This is a genomic window from Bradyrhizobium sp. CSS354, assembly GCF_029051725.1.
Taxonomy (GTDB): domain Bacteria; phylum Pseudomonadota; class Alphaproteobacteria; order Rhizobiales; family Xanthobacteraceae; genus Bradyrhizobium.
This window is the reverse complement of sequence record NZ_JAACFU010000010.1, coordinates 89120-107204: the sequence shown is the minus strand read 5'-3', so window position 1 is coordinate 107204 and position 18085 is coordinate 89120. Positions and strand designations below refer to the sequence as shown.

Annotated in this window: 16 protein-coding genes; 12 read left to right on the top strand and 4 right to left on the bottom strand. The window is 65.2% G+C overall.

Annotation, left to right across the window (positions count from 1 at the left end):
- Window positions 1–87 precede the first annotated feature (87 nt).
- On the bottom strand, window positions 88–1176 hold the full coding sequence (locus tag GWG67_RS24485) for a hypothetical protein (protein ID WP_275171914.1): 1089 nt from the start codon (window positions 1174–1176) through the stop codon (window positions 88–90).
- Between GWG67_RS24485 and GWG67_RS24480 the strand changes: the two genes are divergently transcribed.
- Together GWG67_RS24480 and GWG67_RS24475 are read left to right on the top strand one after the other, a co-directional pair.
- Window positions 1144–3282: a ribonuclease E/G gene (locus tag GWG67_RS24480; protein WP_275171913.1), complete on the top strand. Its 2139-nt coding sequence runs from the start codon at window positions 1144–1146 to the stop codon at window positions 3280–3282. The genes GWG67_RS24485 and GWG67_RS24480 overlap by 33 nt on opposite strands.
- Window positions 3283–3346: 64 nt before the next feature.
- Entirely contained in the window at window positions 3347–4579 is a 1233-nt protein-coding gene (locus GWG67_RS24475) for an FAD-binding oxidoreductase (protein ID WP_275171912.1), read from the top strand.
- A gap of 127 nt (window positions 4580–4706) precedes the next feature.
- On the opposite strand, the gene GWG67_RS24470 is transcribed toward GWG67_RS24475, so the two are convergent.
- From GWG67_RS24470 to GWG67_RS24460, 3 genes are all read right to left on the bottom strand, one after another.
- A complete protein-coding gene (locus GWG67_RS24470; RefSeq protein WP_275171911.1) occupies window positions 4707–6041 on the bottom strand; it encodes a dicarboxylate/amino acid:cation symporter in 1335 nt (444 codons plus the stop codon).
- An 83-nt stretch (window positions 6042–6124) separates the two neighbouring features.
- On the bottom strand, window positions 6125–6679 hold the full coding sequence (locus GWG67_RS24465; protein WP_275172013.1) for a biotin transporter BioY: 555 nt from the start codon (window positions 6677–6679) through the stop codon (window positions 6125–6127).
- Between the two features lie 87 nt (window positions 6680–6766).
- On the bottom strand, window positions 6767–7954 hold the full coding sequence (locus GWG67_RS24460; RefSeq protein WP_275171910.1) for a pyridoxal phosphate-dependent aminotransferase: 1188 nt from the start codon (window positions 7952–7954) through the stop codon (window positions 6767–6769).
- A gap of 218 nt (window positions 7955–8172) precedes the next feature.
- Between GWG67_RS24460 and GWG67_RS24455 the strand changes: the two genes are divergently transcribed.
- From GWG67_RS24455 to aat, 10 genes are all read left to right on the top strand, one after another.
- Window positions 8173–9576 carry a M48 family metalloprotease gene (locus GWG67_RS24455; protein ID WP_275171909.1) on the top strand — a complete coding sequence of 468 codons (1404 nt, stop codon included), beginning with the start codon at window positions 8173–8175 and terminating at the stop codon, window positions 9574–9576.
- Window positions 9577–9674: 98 nt separating this feature from the next.
- A complete protein-coding gene (locus tag GWG67_RS24450; RefSeq protein ID WP_275171908.1) occupies window positions 9675–10442 on the top strand; it encodes a DsbA family protein in 768 nt (255 codons plus the stop codon).
- A 210-nt stretch (window positions 10443–10652) separates the two neighbouring features.
- The gene (locus GWG67_RS24445; protein WP_275171907.1) at window positions 10653–11507 is read left to right on the top strand and encodes a DUF1236 domain-containing protein; all 855 of its coding nucleotides are present in this window, start codon (window positions 10653–10655) and stop codon (window positions 11505–11507) included.
- A gap of 259 nt (window positions 11508–11766) precedes the next feature.
- Window positions 11767–12234, top strand: coding sequence for a type II 3-dehydroquinate dehydratase (gene aroQ / locus GWG67_RS24440; RefSeq protein ID WP_275171906.1), 468 nt, complete (start codon window positions 11767–11769; stop codon window positions 12232–12234).
- A gap of 37 nt (window positions 12235–12271) precedes the next feature.
- Window positions 12272–12760: an acetyl-CoA carboxylase biotin carboxyl carrier protein gene (accB, locus tag GWG67_RS24435; RefSeq protein WP_275171905.1), complete on the top strand. Its 489-nt coding sequence runs from the start codon at window positions 12272–12274 to the stop codon at window positions 12758–12760.
- 60 nt (window positions 12761–12820) lie between these two features.
- Window positions 12821–14179, top strand: coding sequence for an acetyl-CoA carboxylase biotin carboxylase subunit (gene accC / locus GWG67_RS24430; RefSeq protein ID WP_275171904.1), 1359 nt, complete (start codon window positions 12821–12823; stop codon window positions 14177–14179).
- 106 nt (window positions 14180–14285) lie between these two features.
- On the top strand, window positions 14286–15803 hold the full coding sequence (locus GWG67_RS24425) for a CHASE3 domain-containing protein (protein WP_275171903.1): 1518 nt from the start codon (window positions 14286–14288) through the stop codon (window positions 15801–15803).
- Window positions 15800–16240 carry a response regulator gene (locus GWG67_RS24420; protein WP_007609730.1) on the top strand — a complete coding sequence of 147 codons (441 nt, stop codon included), beginning with the start codon at window positions 15800–15802 and terminating at the stop codon, window positions 16238–16240. The genes GWG67_RS24425 and GWG67_RS24420 overlap by 4 nt, the downstream gene beginning before the upstream one ends.
- Complete coding sequence (locus tag GWG67_RS24415; protein WP_275171902.1) at window positions 16237–17340, top strand: sensor histidine kinase; 1104 nt, start codon at window positions 16237–16239, stop codon at window positions 17338–17340. The genes GWG67_RS24420 and GWG67_RS24415 overlap by 4 nt, the downstream gene beginning before the upstream one ends.
- Window positions 17341–17390: 50 nt before the next feature.
- Entirely contained in the window at window positions 17391–18071 is a 681-nt protein-coding gene (gene aat, locus GWG67_RS24410) for a leucyl/phenylalanyl-tRNA--protein transferase (protein ID WP_026232743.1), read from the top strand.
- Window positions 18072–18085 lie beyond the last annotated feature (14 nt).

Sequence of the window (18085 nt, the reverse complement as noted above, 5' to 3'; positions counted from 1 at the left end):
CGCTGCGGAGTGACAATTCCGCGCGCCGCTTTGGTCCTCCGGCTTCCGGTTCGGCAAGGCGCGAGAGACGGCGTTTCGGCCTTCCCCTCACCCCCGAATCAGGTGGACCGTCGCGTCACCCGGCAGCGCTGATGGCGCCCACGGTGAATCGCGCCCGCCGCCGCCAAGAGTTAAGACATGCCCAACAAGATGTTGATCGATGCCACCCACCCGGAAGAGACCCGGGTCGTCGTGGTCCGCGGCAATCGCGTCGAAGAGTTTGATTTCGAGACCGCGCAACGCAAGCAACTGCGCGGGAATATCTACCTCGCCAAGGTCACAAGGGTCGAACCCTCGCTCCAGGCCGCTTTCGTCGAATATGGCGGCAACCGCCACGGCTTCCTCGCCTTCAGCGAAATCCATCCCGATTATTACCAGATCCCGGTTGCCGACCGGCAGGCGCTGATCGAAGCCGAAGAGCAGGCCCATCGTGAGGCCGAGGAAGAGAGCGAGAACCGCTCCCAGGGCCGCCGCCGCTCCCGCCACCGCAATTCCCGCCGCCGTAGTCATGGCGAGCGCGTCCGCAGCGACATCGTCGAAGGCACCGATCCCGCCGCCCAGCAGGTCCAGGGCGAGGCCCTGCCCGAGGGCGCTTCGCACGAGGGCGAGCACCTGCATGCCGGCGCAGAGCATCACGGCGAGCACGAAGGCCAAGATCATCACGATCACGGCCACGAAGCACATGACCACGAAGGGCATGGCCACGAAGGACATGACCACGAAGGACATGACCACGACGACCATCATCATGCCCATGGCGACGATCATCACGACCACCATCATGGCGAACACGATCATCACGACCATGGTCATGCCGACGAAACACCGGCGCCCGTCGCAGCAATCGGCGCCGAGCCCGCGGTTGCCACCGAGGCCGTTGCCGAGCCGCAGGAGGTTGCCTCCGACGCCCACGCCGACGATCTCGCCGAGGCCGTGACAGCGGCTGCTGAGCCTGCCGACGCCGTGTACGCCGCAGGCGAGAGTGCGCAGCCTCCGCATCACGAATCCGAAGCGACGGCCGAGGATGACGACGAAGACGAGGACGACGAGGAAGCCGAAGAGGACGTCGTTGAATCCGTCGGCGGCGACGATGTGCTGGAGGAGGTGCCGGAGCGCACCTTCCGTCCCCGCCGCCAATACAAGATCCAGGAAGTCATCAAGCGCCGCCAGGTGATGCTGGTGCAGGTCGTCAAGGAAGAGCGCGGCAACAAGGGCGCAGCGCTGACGACCTACCTCTCGCTCGCCGGCCGCTATGCCGTCTTGATGCCGAACACCGCACGCGGCGGCGGCATCAGCCGCAAGATCACGAGCGCGCAGGACCGTTCGCGCCTGAAGGAAGTGGTGCAGGATCTCGACGTGCCCGAGGGCATGGGGATCATTCTGCGCACCGCCGGTGCCGCCCGCACCAAGCCCGAGATCAAGCGCGATTTCGAGTACCTGATCCGGATGTGGGAGACGGTGCGCGACATGACGCTGAAGTCGCAGGCCCCGACCCTCGTCTACGAGGAAGGCTCGCTGATCAAGCGCTCGCTGCGCGACCTCTACAACAAGGAGATCGACGAGATCTCGGTCGCCGGTGAATCCGGCTACCGCGAAGCGCGCGACTTCATGAAGATGCTGATGCCCGCCAATGTGAGCGCGGTGAAGCAGTATCGCGACGGCCAGCCGTTGTTCTCGCGCATGGGCGTCGAAAGCCAGCTGGATGCGATGTTCTCGCCGACCGTGCAGTTGCGCTCCGGCGGCTACATCGTGATCAACCAGACCGAAGCGCTGGTCTCGATCGACGTCAACTCCGGACGTTCGACCCGCGAGCACCATATCGAGGACACCGCGCTCAAGACCAATCTCGAGGCTTCTGAGGAGGTCGCGCGTCAGCTTCGGCTGCGCGACCTCGCCGGCCTGATCGTCATCGACTTCATCGACATGGACGAAAAGCGCAACAATCGCGCGGTCGAACGCAAGCTGTCCGATTGCCTCCGGCAGGACCGCGCGCGGATCCAGGTCGGACGCATCTCGCATTTCGGCCTGCTCGAGATGTCGCGCCAGCGCATTCGCGCCAGCGTGCTGGAATCCTCGACCGATCCCTGCACGCATTGCGGCGGCACCGGCCATGTGCGCTCGGTATCCTCGGTTGCGCTCCAGTTGCTGCGCGGCCTCGAAGAGATCCTGATGAAGGGGGCGACCCACAATCTTGTGGTCCGCACCCGCACTGACGTCGCGCTCTATGTGCTGAACCACAAGCGCGGCCATCTGCGCGACCTCGAGAACGGCTTCAAGGTCACGTTGGCGGTGATCGCCGACCCGAGCGTCAGCGGACCGCAGGCCTATGTCATCGACCGTGGCGAGCAGGTGCATACGCTGGAAGCCGCCAAGGCTCTGCTGGTGGCGCAGGCGGCCGCAAGCCCGCCGCCCCTGGTCGAAGAGGCCTATGACGACGAGGAGTTCGATCCTGAGACCGAATCCGAGGTCGAGACCGAGGAGACCGAAGGTCTCGCCGAGGAGCAGACCGCAGGCGATGCCGCGACCGAGCAGGACGGCCAGCGCCGCAAGCGCCGCCGCCGCCGCCGCGGTCGCGGTGGCCAGCGCGACGAGGAGACGCGCGAGGATGGCGCTCCCGCCATTGCCGAGACGGCCGTGGCAGCCGGCGAAGGCGAAGAGGATACCGAGGCCGAGCCGGACGGCGAGGAAGGCGAGGAACAGGCAGCCCGTGGCGAGCAGCAGGGCAGCGCCGATCGCCGTCGCCGGCGTGGTCGCCGTGGCGGCCGCCGCCGTCGCGGTCCTGGCGAGGAAGGTCTCGCCGGCTCCATCAGCGACGAGCTCGCGGCCAGTGCACCGTCGGAAGCGACCGATGCAGTCGCCGATTTCGACGGTTTTGGCGGCGAGGCTGCGCCTTCGATCGCGCAGGCCGAGCACACCTCGCAGCCGCAGGTCACGCAGCCAGAGCCGCGCGCCGAGGCAAAGATCGAGGCACGGATCGAGGCAACGCCCCAGCCTGAGCCGACTCCTGCTACCGCGGACGAAGAGCACGCCGACGACAAGGCCGCACGACGCCGTTCGACGGTTCGGGAAAAGGTAAGCTTCCTGTCGAGCAGCCAGAGTGAACCGGCACCGGTTGCTCAGGCGGCCGAGCCGGTTGCCCCGCCCGCACCGGCTCCGGAGCCCGCGCCCGCAGCGGCAAGCGAAACGTCGGCCGCACCGCGTCGTGCCGGCTGGTGGTCGCGCCGCTTCGGCGGCGGCGAATAGACGAGCAAGACAGTTGAAACCGCCCGGCCAAACCGGGCGGTTTTGATTTGGCGAGGTCAGTTTGATGCAAAGCGCGATCGTACTCGGCGGCGGCATGATCGGCGTCAGCGCGGCGCTGCACCTCCAGCAGCGCGGCTGGTCCGTCACGCTCATCGACCGCAGGGAGCCGGGCCGCGAGACCAGCTACGGCAATGCCGGGATGATCCAGGCGGAAGCGGTGCGCCCCTATCCGATGCCGCGCGACCTCGCCACGCTCCTGAAGATCGCGACCGGCCGCACCAACGACGTGCGTTACAGCCTGTCGTCGCTTCATCTCCATATCGAGCCCCTGCTGCGCTATTGGTGGCATTCGGCACCGAAGCGGCATCGTGACGCCATCGACGCCTGGGCGCGGCTGATCGCCTACGCGACGGCGGAGCACGACATCCTCATTCGCGAAGCCCACGCCGACAATCTCATCCGCCGCGCGGGATACCGGCACCTGCATCGCGACGCAGCGTCGTTCGATCTCGCCGTCAAGGCGGCGGAAGAGGACGAGCGCGAATTCGGCGTGAGGTTTCGGGCGCTCTCGGGCGCCGAGCTCGCCAAGGCCGAACCTGTCCTGCGCGACGATCTGCCCGGCGCGATCCATTGGCTCGACACCTGGACGGTGTCCGATCCCGGCGCGCTCGTCACGGCCTATGCCGATCTGTTCGAGCGCCTCGGCGGCAATATCGTGCTTGGCGATGCTCAGACCTTGCAGCAGACCGCGACCGGCTGGTCGGTCGCGACCGACATTGGACACATCGACGCCGCCCACGCCGTGGTGACGCTCGGGCCGTGGTCGCCCGATCTCCTGCTCAAATTCGGCTATCGCATCCCGCTGGTGCGCAAGCGCGGCTACCACATGCATTACAGCGGCGGCGCCTCGCTCGATCTGCCGCTGGTCGACAAGGCCGGCGGCTACGCCATGGGTCCGATGGCCAAAGGCATTCGCATCACCACCGGCGCGGAGTTGACCGGTCTGGACGCGCTCGCGACGCCCGTGCAGCTCGCCAGCGCCGAAGCTTCCGCGCGCGAGTTGATTGACCTCGGCAAGCGGGTCGAGCCCGACCCGTGGTTCGGCACCCGCCCCTGCACGCCCGACATGCTGCCGGTGCTCGGCCCTGCCCCACGCCATCCCGGCCTGTGGATGAACTTCGGCCACGGCCACCAGGGCTTTACGCTGGGGCCAGCGACCGGGCGCCTGCTCGCCGAGATGATGAGCGGCGAAACGCCAGCGATCAATCCGACGCCATATCGGCCGGAGCGGTTCTAGCGTTCTGCGCTCGCGGGGAGGATCTCGGCTGGTCACCGCAAGAAAAAGGGCTGATCGAGGATTTCGACCAGCCCTGCTATTTCAAGACCTGACGGCGCGCCTGGCGCCGTCGGTGAAAGCTTGCAGATCAGTCCGTCGTGAGCGCCGTTTCCATGTCGGTCGGATCGATCTGCCTGGCGAGGTTGGCGTTGAGCTTGTCGCGATCGAGCTCGCCCTCCCACCAGGCGATGATCACGCAGGCAACGCCGTTGCCGCACAGATTGGTCAGCGCGCGACACTCGCTCATGAACTTGTCGATGCCGAGCACGATCGCCATGCCCGGCACGAGGCGCGGATCGACAACGGCGAGCGTCGCCGCCAGCGTGATGAAGCCCGCACCCGTGATGCCGGAGGCCCCCTTCGAGGTCAGCATCGCCACCACCAGGATGGTGAGTTGCTGGCTGAAGGACAGATCGAAGCCCAGCGCCTGCGCGATGAACAACGTCGCCAGCGTCATGTAGATGTTGGTGCCGTCGAGATTGAACGAATAGCCCGTGGGCACCACGAGGCCGACCACCGATTTGGAGCAGCCGAGGCGCTCGAGCTTTTCCATCAAGGACGGCAACGCGCTTTCCGAGGACGAGGTGCCGAGCACGATCAGCAGCTCGTCCTTGATGTAGGCCAGGAACTTGAAGATGGAGAAGCCGGCGAAGCGCGCGATAATTCCGAGCACGACGAACACGAACAGCGCCGCGGTCACGTAGAACGTCGCGATCAGGCCGATCAGGTTGAGGATCGCCCCGGTGCCGAATTTGCCGATGGTGTAGGCCATCGCGCCGAAGGCGCCGATCGGCGCCGCGCGCATCACGATGGAGATGACGCCGAACACCGCATGCGCGGCGTCGTCGATGAAGCTGCGGATGGTGTGGCCGCGTTCGCCGAGCCCCATGATGGCGAAGCCGAACAGCACCGAGAACAGCAGCACCTGCAGGATCTCGCCTTGCGCGAAGGCGCCGACGACGGTGTCCGGAATGATGTGCAGCACGAAGTCGACCGACTTCTGGCCTTCGGCCTGCTTGGCGTAGTTTGCTACGGCCTGCGCGTTGGCGGCGGCGCCGCCGAAGCCCGCACCCGGCTTCACCAGATTGCCGATGATCAGTCCGATCACCAGTGCGAAGGTCGAGACGATCTCGAAATAGACCAGCGCCTTGACGCCGATGCGGCCGACCTTCTTGGCGTCCTGTATATGGGCGATGCCCGAGACCACGGTGCAGAAGATGATCGGCGCGATCACCATCTTGATCAGCTTGATGAAGCCGTCGCCGAGTGCCTTGATCCACTCATTGGTGGCGACTGACGGCCAGAGCCAGCCGACGATGGCGCCGAGCACGATCGCGATCAGCACTTGGATATAAAGTACTTTGTACCACGGCTTGGCGGCGGGCGGCGCGACCGGCGCCCCCGCCATCGTTGTCGTCGTCATTGTTTCACTCCCCCTCAAACGCCAAGCCAGCCAAGATCAACTTGGCCGGCCCTGTCAATCGGAACTGCTCGTTATTGCGCGCTTTACCCGCGATCGACCACCCTGCGTGTCGCCGGCATCAATGTCGCGCCCAGCGCGTTCTTGACCAGCGACGCCGCAACGAACGGCATCAGGCCAACCTGCCACGCTTTTGCGGCGCCAAGGCCGAGACCGAACGCCAGCCAGCCAAAGCCCGCGGCCAGAATGAGGATGTGGCCGACGGCCATAGCGGCAAACAGCAGAAATACGCTGCGATCCCAGCCGCGCTCGGTGAGCCAGCCGGTGACGAAGGCGGCGCCAATGAAGCCAAACAGATAGCCCGCGGTCGGGCCGACCAGCGGTGCAATTCCACCGACGGGGCCGGCGAACACCGGCAGGCCCATTGCGCCCTCGGCGAGGTAGGCGATCATGGTTGCGCTGCCAAGCCGCCAGCCATAGGCGGCGCCAATCATCAACACGACCAGCGTCTGCAACGTCATGGGCACGTAAGGCAGCGGCAGGTTCACCTTGGCTGACAGGGCCATCAAGGCGGTACCGAGCGCAATCAGCACGACAGCACGCAAAGCGCCGACGGTTTCACCGGGCCGGACTGGCCACATCAATGCGGCGAGAGGAGAATGCGTGGCGGTAGACGGGGCGGAACGGTCAGGCAAGTTGCACTCCAGAAGGCTGTCGAAAACTGGCGGCTATTTAAGCCAGTGAGCGATCCGGTCAACTGCTTCCCGCATCTCCGCAGCCGAACGCGCATAAGAGAGCCGTATGAATGAACGACCATGGATGGGATCGAAGTCGAGGCCCGGCGTGGCCGCGACATGGGCCTGCTCGAGCATCTGCTTGGCGAACTCGAAACTGTCGGAAGTGAAGTCCGAGACGTCCGCATAGAGATAGAATGCGCCGTCGGCCGGCAGAAACCTGGTCAGGCCGGCCTTGGGCAATCCCTCGATCAGGATGCGCCGGTTTTCCTGATAGCCGTGCTTGATCTCCTCCATCTCAGCCGCGCCGTCGAAGGCCGCTTCGGCCGCGATCTGCGACAGCGACGGCACCGAGATCGACAGGTTCTGCTGCAGCCGCTCGATCGGCCGCACCAGAATCTCGGGCACGACCATCCAGCCGACGCGCCAGCCCGTCATGCAGAAATACTTCGAGAACGAGTTGATCACGAGCGCGTGGTCCGACAGCGCCGCAGCCGTCACCGCGGGAAATGCGTAGTCGAGCCCGTGATAGATCTCGTCCGAGATGAAACGGATGCCCGCGTCTTCCGCCGCCGCGATCAGGCCGGCGAGCGCCTCGCGGGACATCATGGTCCCGGTCGGATTGGCGGGGCTGCCGACCAGCACACCCTTCAGCGGCGCCTTGCGATGGGCGGCCAGCAGCGCCTCGCCGGTCAGCGCATGCCGCGTCTCGTTCGTGGTCTCGATCAGCACCGGCTCGCAGCCGAGCGCGGTGAGGATATGTCGGTACGGCGGATAACCCGGCACCGTCACGGCAACGCGGTCGCCCGGCTCGAACATCGCCAAGAAGGCCAGGATGAACCCGCCGGAGGAGCCGGTGGTCACCACGATCCGCTCGGGGCTGATGTCACAGCCATAGGCATCGCGATAATGCCGCGCGATGCGCGCGCGCAAGGAGGGGATGCCGAGTGCGGAGGTATAATCGATCCGCCCTGCCTCGAGCGCCGCATGGGCGGCCGCAATCGCGGTCTTCGGCGCGCCCGCGGCGGGCTGGCCAACCTCCATGTGGATGACATGGCCCCCCGCCGCCTCGATCCGGGCCGCGGCGGCCATGACGTCCATCACCATGAACGGGGGAACATCGCTGCGGCGGGAGGGCTCAAGCCACTGCCCCAACCGGTTCCTCAATGTCGTATCGTGCATCGATTTCTGCTATTCGCTGGCGAACCGGTCCGTCCGACCCGGAAACGGGGTGCTTGCGCCCCAGACTGGCCGCATTGTACGGCTCATAAGGGGTACGGCTCAAAGGGGCATATCGCGTATCCGGTCCGCCGCCAATCGCCAAAAACCAATCACGAAACTGCTTGACCAAGAATGCCTGACAAGCCTGCCGACAAGACCCGTTTGACCCAGACCGCTTGATGTTATTCCAGATCGCATTGCGCAAGAAGGCCACCGCCCTCACCTCCCTCGTTGCGGCGGCTGCGATCGCGCTGACGCCGTTCTCGGCCGCGCATGCGCAGGCCAAGGGGCCGCCGGTCCTGCGCGACACCGAGACCGAGCAGCTGCTGCGCGAATACACGCGTCCGATCCTGCGCGTCGCGGGTCTGGAGAAGCAGAACATCCAGATGGTGATCGTCAACGAGGGCTCGTTCAACGCGTTCGTCGCCGATGGCCGCCGCATCTTCGTCAATTACGGCGCGATCCTCCAGTCGGAGACGCCGAACCAGATCATCGGCGTGCTCGCGCACGAGACCGGGCATCTGGCCGGCGGCCATCTCTCCAAGCTGCGGGAGCAGCTCGCCAACGCCCAGACCCAGATGATCATCGCCATGCTGCTCGGCGCTGGCGCGATGGCCGTGGGCAGCACCCGCGGCAGCGGCAGCGCCGGCAACAATGGCCTTGCCAATGCCGGAGCCGCCGCCCTCGCCGGCCCGCAGGAGATGATCCGCCGTACGCTGCTGTCCTATCAGCGTCAGCAGGAGGAGAACGCCGACCGCGCCGGCGTGAAATTCCTGACGGCGACCCAGCAGTCGCCGAAGGGCATGTACGAGACCTTCAAGCGCTTCACCAGCGAGAGCCTGTTCGCGGCACGCGGCGCCGATCCCTATCTCCAGTCGCACCCGATGCCCGCCGAGCGCGTCGCTTCACTCCAGGAGTTCGCCAGCGCGAGCCCTTATTGGGACAAGAAGGATGATCCCGCGCTCCAGCTCCGCCACGACATGGTGCGCGCCAAGATCTCCGCCTTCATGGAACGGCCGGAGACGGTGTACCGCCGCTATCCCCTGACCAACGACAGCATGCCGGCGCGCTACGCCCGCGCCATCAGCACCTATCTGCATGGGGATTTGCGCAGCGCGCTCGCCCAGATCGACGCACTGATCCAGGTCCAGCCCAACAACGCGTATTTTTACGAGGTGCGCGGCCAGGCCCTGCTGGAGGGCGGCAAGCCGGCTGAGGCGATTCCTGCCCTGCGCAAGGCTGTCGCACTTTCGAACAACGCGCCCCTCATCGAGATGTTACTTGGGCAGGCTCTGGTTGGGTCCGATAATAAGGCCTACACCGATGACGCCGTTCGGATTCTCCGGGCCGCGGTGGCACGGGAACCGGAGGCCGTTCTCGGCTACATGCAGCTCGCGATGGCCTATGGCCGCAAGGGCGACTATGCCGAGGCCGATCTGGCGTCGGCGCAGGCCGCTTATCTGCGCGGCGACAACAAGACCGCCCGCGAGCTTGCGACGCGCGCGAAAACCCGTTTCGCCGTCGGCACCCCCGGATGGGTCAAGGCCGACGACATCGTGGCGTCGAAACCGCCGCGCAACTGACAAGACCAAGACGACGCCTTGCACCACGACGTCACGACACCGAGCTTAAGTCCGCCGGGACGTTTTCCGAAACCTGCTTTGGATAAGAGGATTTGCCTATGCCTTCGCTGCGCCTGCTTGCTCCCGCGCTGTTTGCGCTCGCCATGTTCGGCGCAGCCGCGCCCGCGTCGGCCGACAGCTTTTCCGATGCCCAGCGCACGGACATCGAGGTGATCATCAAGAACTATCTCGTCACCCATCCCGAGGTGCTCGAGGAAGCGATGACCGAGCTCACCAAGCGCCAGGCCGCCGCCGAGACGCAAAAACACGAGGCCAGCGTCGCACAGAATTCCGATGCGATCTTCAACTCGCCGCGCCAGGTCGTGCTCGGCAACAAGGACGGCGACGTCACCTTCGTCGAGTTCTTCGACTACAATTGCGGCTACTGCAAGCGCGCGATGGACGACATGCTCACCCTCATGAAAGGCGATCCGAAGCTGAAGGTGGTGCTGAAGGAGTTTCCGGTGCTGAGCCAGGGCTCGGTCGAAGCAGCCCAGGTCGCCGTCGCCGTGCGCATGCAGGATCCCTCCGGCAAGAAGTACCTCGACTTCCACCAGAAGCTGCTCGGCGGTCGTGGCGCGGCCGACAAGGCGCGCGCACTTCAGGCGGCCAAGGAAGCCGGCCTCGATACCGCGAAGATCGAGAAAGACATCGGCAGCGCCGAGGTGCGCACCACCATCGAGGAGAACTTCAAGCTCGCCGAAGCAATGGGCATGAACGGCACGCCGAGCTACGTGATTGGCAAGCAGATCGTTATTGGCGCCGTCGGTGTCGAAAGCCTGAAGGAAAAGATCGCTGTGGCCCGCTGCGGCAAAGCGACTTGCTAACAAGGCGACTTGCTGATCACGTCTACAACTCACGCATGCAACGAGGCCGGCTGAAAAGCCGGCCTTTTCATTGCGCCGAAATCTGGCGCGCGCGTTCATCTGGCATTCAACAAACAAATGCCGCGGAACCGCCAATGTTCCGGAACTCCTGATACCTCCTTTCGTTGTCGGCGCGGGCAATGACGCAGAGAAACACGTGAGGAGAATTCAATGTCTAACCGCTTTATGATCTCGGTCGCCGCGCTCGCGCTCGTCGCCGGTACCGGTCTGGCGAACGCACAGGGCACCATGAACCGCGACAGCGGTGGCGGCGCAGGCGCGCAGCCGACGCAGCACTCGCAGCCTTCCGGCGCCGCCGAGCGCGGCGGCTCGATGGGCCGTGAATCCGCTCAGGAGAAGGGCACCGTCGGCCAGACTGGCGGCGCCATGAAGCCCGGCGGAGCAGCCGAGGAGAAGTCGTCGGGCGGGATGGACAAGTCCGGCGCGATGAACAAGAACGCGGCCGACGAGAAGGCCGGCGCGGCGAAGGGTGAGCACGCCCAGGGCGCGCAGGACAAGTCCGCGCAAGACAAGTCCACGCAGGACAAATCCATGCATGACAAGTCAGCGCAGGATAAGGCAGCGCAGGACAAGTCGAAGAGCACGATGGACAAGTCCCAGACGGACAAGACCAAGAGCACGGAGACTGACACCAAGAGCGGTAACATGAACGCCCAGACCAAGGGCGCAGACAGTCAGACCAAGGGTGCAGACAGCAAGGCTGCCGATACCAAGTCTCAGACCACGACCGGCACGGCCTCCGCGACCGCTTCTGCGCCGCCGCCCGAGAAGCGGACCGAGATCTCATCCGCGATCAAGTCGACCAAGATCGAGGAAACGACCAACGTCAACTTCAACATCTCGGTCGGCGCGACCATCCCGGCGAGCGTTCGCTTCCATCCGCTCCCGCCCCGGATCGTCGAGATCTATCCGGAGTGGCGCGGCTACGAGGTGATCTTCGTGCACGGCCAGTACGTCATCGTTCGCCCGCAGACGCGCGAGATCGTATACGTCATCGAAGGCTAAGCTGCCTCGCTGATGCCCAAATGAGCCCTTGCCGAGAGATCGGCAGGGGCTTTTGGGCTATCGGGCGCTCCTCCCCCGCCTCTCCCGTCCGGCAGCCACGATTAGAACTGGTTAACAAGCAATTTCCGTAGCTTGCGCACAGGTTTTTGCACCCCGGATGAGGCATCTGAAGCCACCTCGGAGGTCCTTCAAGGCTTCCCCTCACGCGCTTTGTTACCTATAACCCCCGCCACGCCGAAGCACCTCTTGCGGGATTGGAATGGCCGAACCAGCAACCGACACGATCCTTGTCCTGAACGGGCCGAACCTCAACATGTTGGGGACACGCGAGCCCGAGAAGTACGGGCATGCGTCGCTGGCCGACGTCGAGGCGCTGTGCCGGGAAACGGCGGTGACGTTCGGCCTCAAGGCCGACTGCCGGCAGTCCAACCGCGAAGGCGAGCTGATCGACTTCATCCACGAGGCGCACGCCCGCAAGATGAAGGGCATCATCATCAATGCCGGCGGCTATTCGCACACGTCGATCGCCCTGCACGACGCGCTGCTTGCAGTGCAGATCCCGACGGTCGAAGTGCACGTCACCAATATCCACGCCCGCGAGAACTTCCGGCATCATTCCTACACCGCGCGCGCGGCCTTCGCTTCGCTCTGCGGTTTCGGCATCGAGGGCTACCGCCTCGCCATCCAGGGCCTTGCCGCCAAGCTCGGCATCAAGCCCAAAGCCTGACGCTCCCCCTTCACACAGAACATTCGGATCAAACAACATGGCGCGCCAGCCAGACGACAAAGCAGCCGCAAAGTTTTCCAGCGAGGATTCCGCCCTCGTCCGCGAGCTCGCCTTGCTGCTCGATGAGACCAGCCTCACCGAAATCGAGATCGAGCGTGCCGGCCTGCGCCTGCGCGTCGCCCGCAACATCAGCGTCGCCGCGACCATGCCGATGCAGATGGCGGCCGCCCCCGCCGCTCTCCCAGCGGCCGCCGTTGCCGCCGCGCCTGCCGCTGCCGACCTGTCGAAGCATCCCGGCGCCGTGACCTCGCCGATGGTCGGCACCGCCTATTGGGCGCCGGAGCCCGGCGCCAAGCCGTTCATCGAGGTCGGCAGCAAGGTCTCAGTCGGCCAGACGCTGCTGATCATCGAAGCCATGAAGACCATGAACCAGATCCCCTCGCCGCGCGCCGGCACGGTGACGCAGATCGTGATCGAGGACGGCCAGCCGGTCGAGTACGGCGAGCCCCTCGTGATCATTGAGTGACGGTCGAGGGCGGTCTCATCGCCCTGGCCGCTTTCCGCGCGTCAGTCCAATAAGGACACCATGTTCGACAAGATCCTCATAGCCAATCGCGGCGAGATCGCCCTTCGCATCCTCAGGGCCTGCAAGGAGCTCGGGATCGCGACCGTCGCCGTGCACTCCACCGCCGACGCCGATGCCATGCATGTGCGCCTGTCGGACGAGAGCGTGTGCATCGGGCCTCCGGCGTCCAAGGACAGCTATCTCAACGTGCCCGCGCTGCTCGCGGCCTGCGAGATCACCGGTGCCGATGCCGTGCATCCCGGCTACGGCTTCCTGTCGGAGAACGCGCGCTTCGCCGAAATCCTCGCCGAACACAATCTGCATTTCATCGGCCCGAAGGCCGAGCACATCCGCCTGATGGGCGACAAGATCGAGGCCAAGAGGACTGCCAAGAAGCTCGGCATTCCCGTGGTGCCCGGCTCCGACGGAGGGGTCGGCCCCAACGACGACGCGATGGCGATCGCCAGGAAGATCGGCTTCCCCGTGCTGGTCAAAGCCGCGGCCGGCGGCGGCGGCCGTGGCATGAAGGTGGCCGAGAGCGAGGCCGATCTTCAGGTCGCGCTGTCGACGGCCGCCAACGAGGCCAAATCCGCCTTCGGCGATGCCTCCGTCTACCTCGAAAAATATCTCCAGAAGCCGCGCCACATCGAGATCCAGATCCTCGGCGACGGCCGCGGCGGCGCGATTCATCTTGGCGAACGCGACTGCTCGCTGCAGCGACGCCACCAGAAGGTCTGGGAGGAAGGCCCCTCGCCCGTGCTGACCGCGGCTGCACGGGCCAAGATCGGCGAGACCTGCGCCAAGGCGATGCGCGAGATGAAATATCTCGGCGTCGGCACCATCGAATTCCTGTTCGAGGACGGCGAGTTCTACTTCATCGAGATGAACACGCGCATCCAGGTCGAGCATCCCGTCACCGAGAGCATCACCGACATCGACCTCGTGCTGGAGCAGATCCGCATCGCCGCCGGCGGCGACCTGCCGGCGCGGCAGGACGAGGTCCAGGTCATCGGCCACGCGATCGAGTGCCGCATCAACGCCGAGAATCCGCAGACCTTCCGTCCTTCGCCCGGCCGCATCACGCAATATCACCCGCCCGGGGGACTTGGCGTGCGGATCGATTCCGCCGTCTATCAGGGCTACACGATCCCGCCTTATTACGACTCGCTCGTCGGCAAGCTGATCGTGCACGGCAAGACCCGCGGCGAGTGCCTGATGCGGCTGCGCCGGGCCTTGGACGAGATGGTGGTCGAGGGTATCGAGACCACCCTGCCGCTGTTCCGCGCTCTGGTGCGCGAAGACGACATCATCAACGGCGACTACCACATCCACTGGCTGGAACAATATCTCGCCGGCAAGGCGGAACCCGCCCCGAAGTAGCCGTCCCTCCACATGGAACCCTTTGGCCCCAATCGCGTTTGGGACGATGGGGACAGTTCCGAGGGGGCGTTTTGAAGTCCGGCAAGCCTGACCGAGCGAGACCGTCGTGACTGCTGACGCACAGCGACGGCGTGCATTTTGGCAGATCCTGCTGTTCACGGCGGGGCTTCTCGTGCTGACCGTGATCAGCGCCGGCTCCGTCTACCTCGTCAACAAGGCGAGAGACGACAGCAAATGGGTGGTTCACACCATCGAGGCGGAGAACCAGATCAACGCCCTCCTGCTAGAGATCCGGCGGGCCGAGAGCGCCGCCCGCGGCTACCTTCTGACGCAAGGAGAGGATTTCAAGGCCGACCATGACAAGGCCGTGGCGGCCGTCATCCCGGCTCTCGACAAGCTCACGCGCCTGATCGGCGACAATCCGGCGCAACGCGAGAACATCGAGAAGCTGAGCGCGTCGATCGAGACCCGGCTCGGGCAGTTCGTGCGGGAGATGGATTTCATCCGGCGGGGTGAGCGGGAGAAGGCCGCAGCGCTGGTCCGCGAGATCGCCTCCACGGACGCGACAGCCGCGATCGCCAAAGTGGCGACCGGGATGATCCAGGAAGAAGAACGGCTGTTCCGGCTTCGAACGGTCAATTCGGACCGCAGCCAGACCCTCGCGGCGTCGATGACCGGCATCGGCTCCGGCCTCGTCGTGCTGCTGGCGCTGATCTCGATTTGGCTGGTGCGGCACTCGGTCCGTGCCCGTGACGATGCCGAGGCGCGCCTGCGCGATGCCAATGTCAATCTGGAGGCCGTGGTCGACGAACGCACGGCCGATCTGCGCGAAGCCAACAACGAGATCCAGCGCTTTGCCTATATCGTCAGCCACGATCTGCGCTCGCCACTCGTCAACATCATGGGCTTCACCAGCGAACTCGAGGAGCTCGGCGGCGACATTTTCCGCCGCATCGGCGGCCTTACCCATGTCCCGGCCGACGGTCCGCCGCCTTCGACCGGCGAGATCGCGCTCGAAGGTCCCGATAAGCAGCTTTCAGCGGATTTTGCCGAGGCGCTGGGCTTCATCAAGTCGTCGATCGCCAAGATGGACCGCCTGATCTCGGCGATCCTCAATCTCACCCGCGAGGGCCGGCGCGAGTTCCAGCCGGAAAAGATCGACACGCGCGAGTTGATCGAAGCCATCGTGTCGACGCTGGCGCATCAGGCCGCCGAGGCGCAGGCCGAAATCCATGTCGCCCCCCTGCCCAATCTCGTCAGCGACCGCCTGGCGCTGGAGCAGATATTCTCCAATCTGATCGACAACGGCATCAAATATCTCAAGCCCGGCGTCCCCGGCGAGATCAGAATTCGCGGGCGTACCAAGCTCGGCTACGCTATCTTCGAGATCAGCGATAACGGCCGCGGCATCGACCCCAAGGACCACCAGCGGATCTTCGACCTGTTTCGCCGCGCCGGAACCCAGGACAAGCCCGGTCAGGGCATCGGTCTTGCGCATGTGCGTGCACTTGTGCGTCGCCTCGGCGGCACCATGTCGGTATCATCGGAACTGAATACGGGCAGTACCTTCACCATCACGCTGCCCATCACCTGGAACGCCAGCAACCGGAACGCGGATCAATGACTCAACCCGTCAGCATCATCATGATCGAGGACGACGAAGGACACGCGCGGCTGATCGAGCGGAACATCCGAAGGTCCGGCGTCAACAACGAGATCATCTCCTTTGCCAACGGCACGGACGCGATGAAGCACCTGTTCGGGCCCGACGGTAGCGGGCTGGTGCAGAAAGGTAATGCGCTCCTGATCCTGCTCGATCTCAACCTTCCCGACATGACCGGGATCGACATCCTCAAGCAGATCAAGGAGAACAAATACCTGAAGGCCTCGCCCGTGGTGGTGCTGACCACCACCGACGATTCCCAGGAAATCAAGCGCTGCTACGAGCTCGGCTGCAACGTCTACATCACCAAGCCCGTGAACTACGAGAATTTCGCCAATGCCATCCGGCAGCTTGGCTTGTTCTTCTCGGTCATCCAGGTCCCGCCCGCCGCCCCATGAATCAACGTACGCCCACACTGCTCTACATCGACGACGACGGGGCGCTTGCGCGCTTGGTCGATCGCGGCCTGACACGGCGCGGCTACAAGGTCGTCCATGCCGCGAGCGGCGAGGAAGGCCTCGAACTCATCCGCCGCGCGGGCACGACCGGCGGCATCGACGTCGTGGCGCTCGACCAGTACATGCCCGGCCTCGACGGGCTGGAGACGCTGGAGCAGATCATGGCGATACCAGGCGCACCGCCGGTGGTCTTCGTCACGGCGTCGCAGGATTCCAGCATTGCGGTGACGGCGCTCAAGGCAGGCGCGGCCGATTATCTGGTCAAGGACGTCAAGGGCGACTTCATTCCCCTGCTTCACGTCGCGGCCGAGGGCGCGCTGCGCCAGGCCGAGTTGCAAAAGGCGCGCGAGGAAGCCGAAGCCGAGATCCATGCCTCGCGCGACCGCTACGCAGCGCTCGCTGCCGAACGCGAACTGCTGCTGCGCGAGGTCAACCACCGCGTCGGCAACTCGCTGCAGATCATCGCCTCCCTGCTGCACCTGCAGGCCAGCTCCGCCGCGCAGGACGAGGTCAAGGCTGCGTTGACCAACGCGATGGGCCGCGTCGCCGCGGTCGCGCAGGTGCACCGCCGCCTCTACACCTCGCAGGACCTCAAGAGCGTGGTCCTGAACCAGTATCTGGACTCGCTGCTCGAGGATTTGCGCCGCTCGGCCGAGGGCAACCGGATGTCGCGCCTGACGCTGAAGGCCGAACCGATCGAGATCGATCCAGATCGTGCGGTCGCCGTCGGCATCATCGTCAACGAGCTGGTGATGAACGCGGTGAAATACGCCTATCCTGACGGCGCCGGCCCGATCCATGTCGAGCTGACCTCGCAGGGCGACGATCTCCTGCTGTCGATCAGCGACGATGGCGTCGGCGACAACGTCAAGGCCGATCCGCGCTCCACCGGCATGGGCCAGCGTATCGTCGCAGCCATGGCCACCAAGCTCGACGCTTCGGTCGAGCGCGACCCCACACATTCCGGAACCCGCGTCATGTTGAGGTTCCGCCGTGTACCGGCCGCCGCCAGCAAGCCGGCTGCTGCCGCAGCGAACTGATCCGCACCGCCCATCGCAACCGCATTGCGATCCTGCTATTGTGGCGAGCCATGACTTCGCGCGACTCTGCCCCGTCTGAAATCACGCCGGCCGTGCTGCTGCGCGCCTATGCCTGCGGCATCTTTCCGATGGCCGAAAGCGCCGATGATCCGACCCTGTTCTGGGTCGAGCCGGAGTTGCGTGGCGTCATCCCGCTCGACGGATTTCGCGTGGCCTCGCGGCTCGCGCGCACCGTGCGTTCGGATTCATTCCGCGTCACCGTCAATACCGCCTTCAAGGCCACGATCGCCGGCTGCGCCGCGCCGCAGGCCGGGCGCGAGGACACCTGGATCAACAAGCGCATCCGCGACCTCTATGGCGGGCTGTACGAGCTCGGCCATTGCCACAGCGTCGAGGCTTGGCAGGGCGAGGACCTCGTCGGCGGGCTTTACGGCGTCAGCCTGGGGCGGGCTTTTTTCGGCGAGAGCATGTTCCACACCGCGCGCGATGCCTCCAAGGTCGCGCTGGTGCATCTGGTCGCGCGGCTCATCCATGGCGGATTCGAGCTGCTCGACACCCAATACGTCACCGAACACCTGAAGAGTTTTGGCGCGGCCGAGATTTCGCGGCGGCGCTACACCGCGCTGCTCGACAAGGCGCTCGCGGGCGAGCCCGGCGATTTCCTGAGGCTCTCGGCCGGCGAAGCGATCCCGGGCGCCCGCGCGCTCGAGATCATCGCCGCACGGCAATAATCAGCAATTACCGG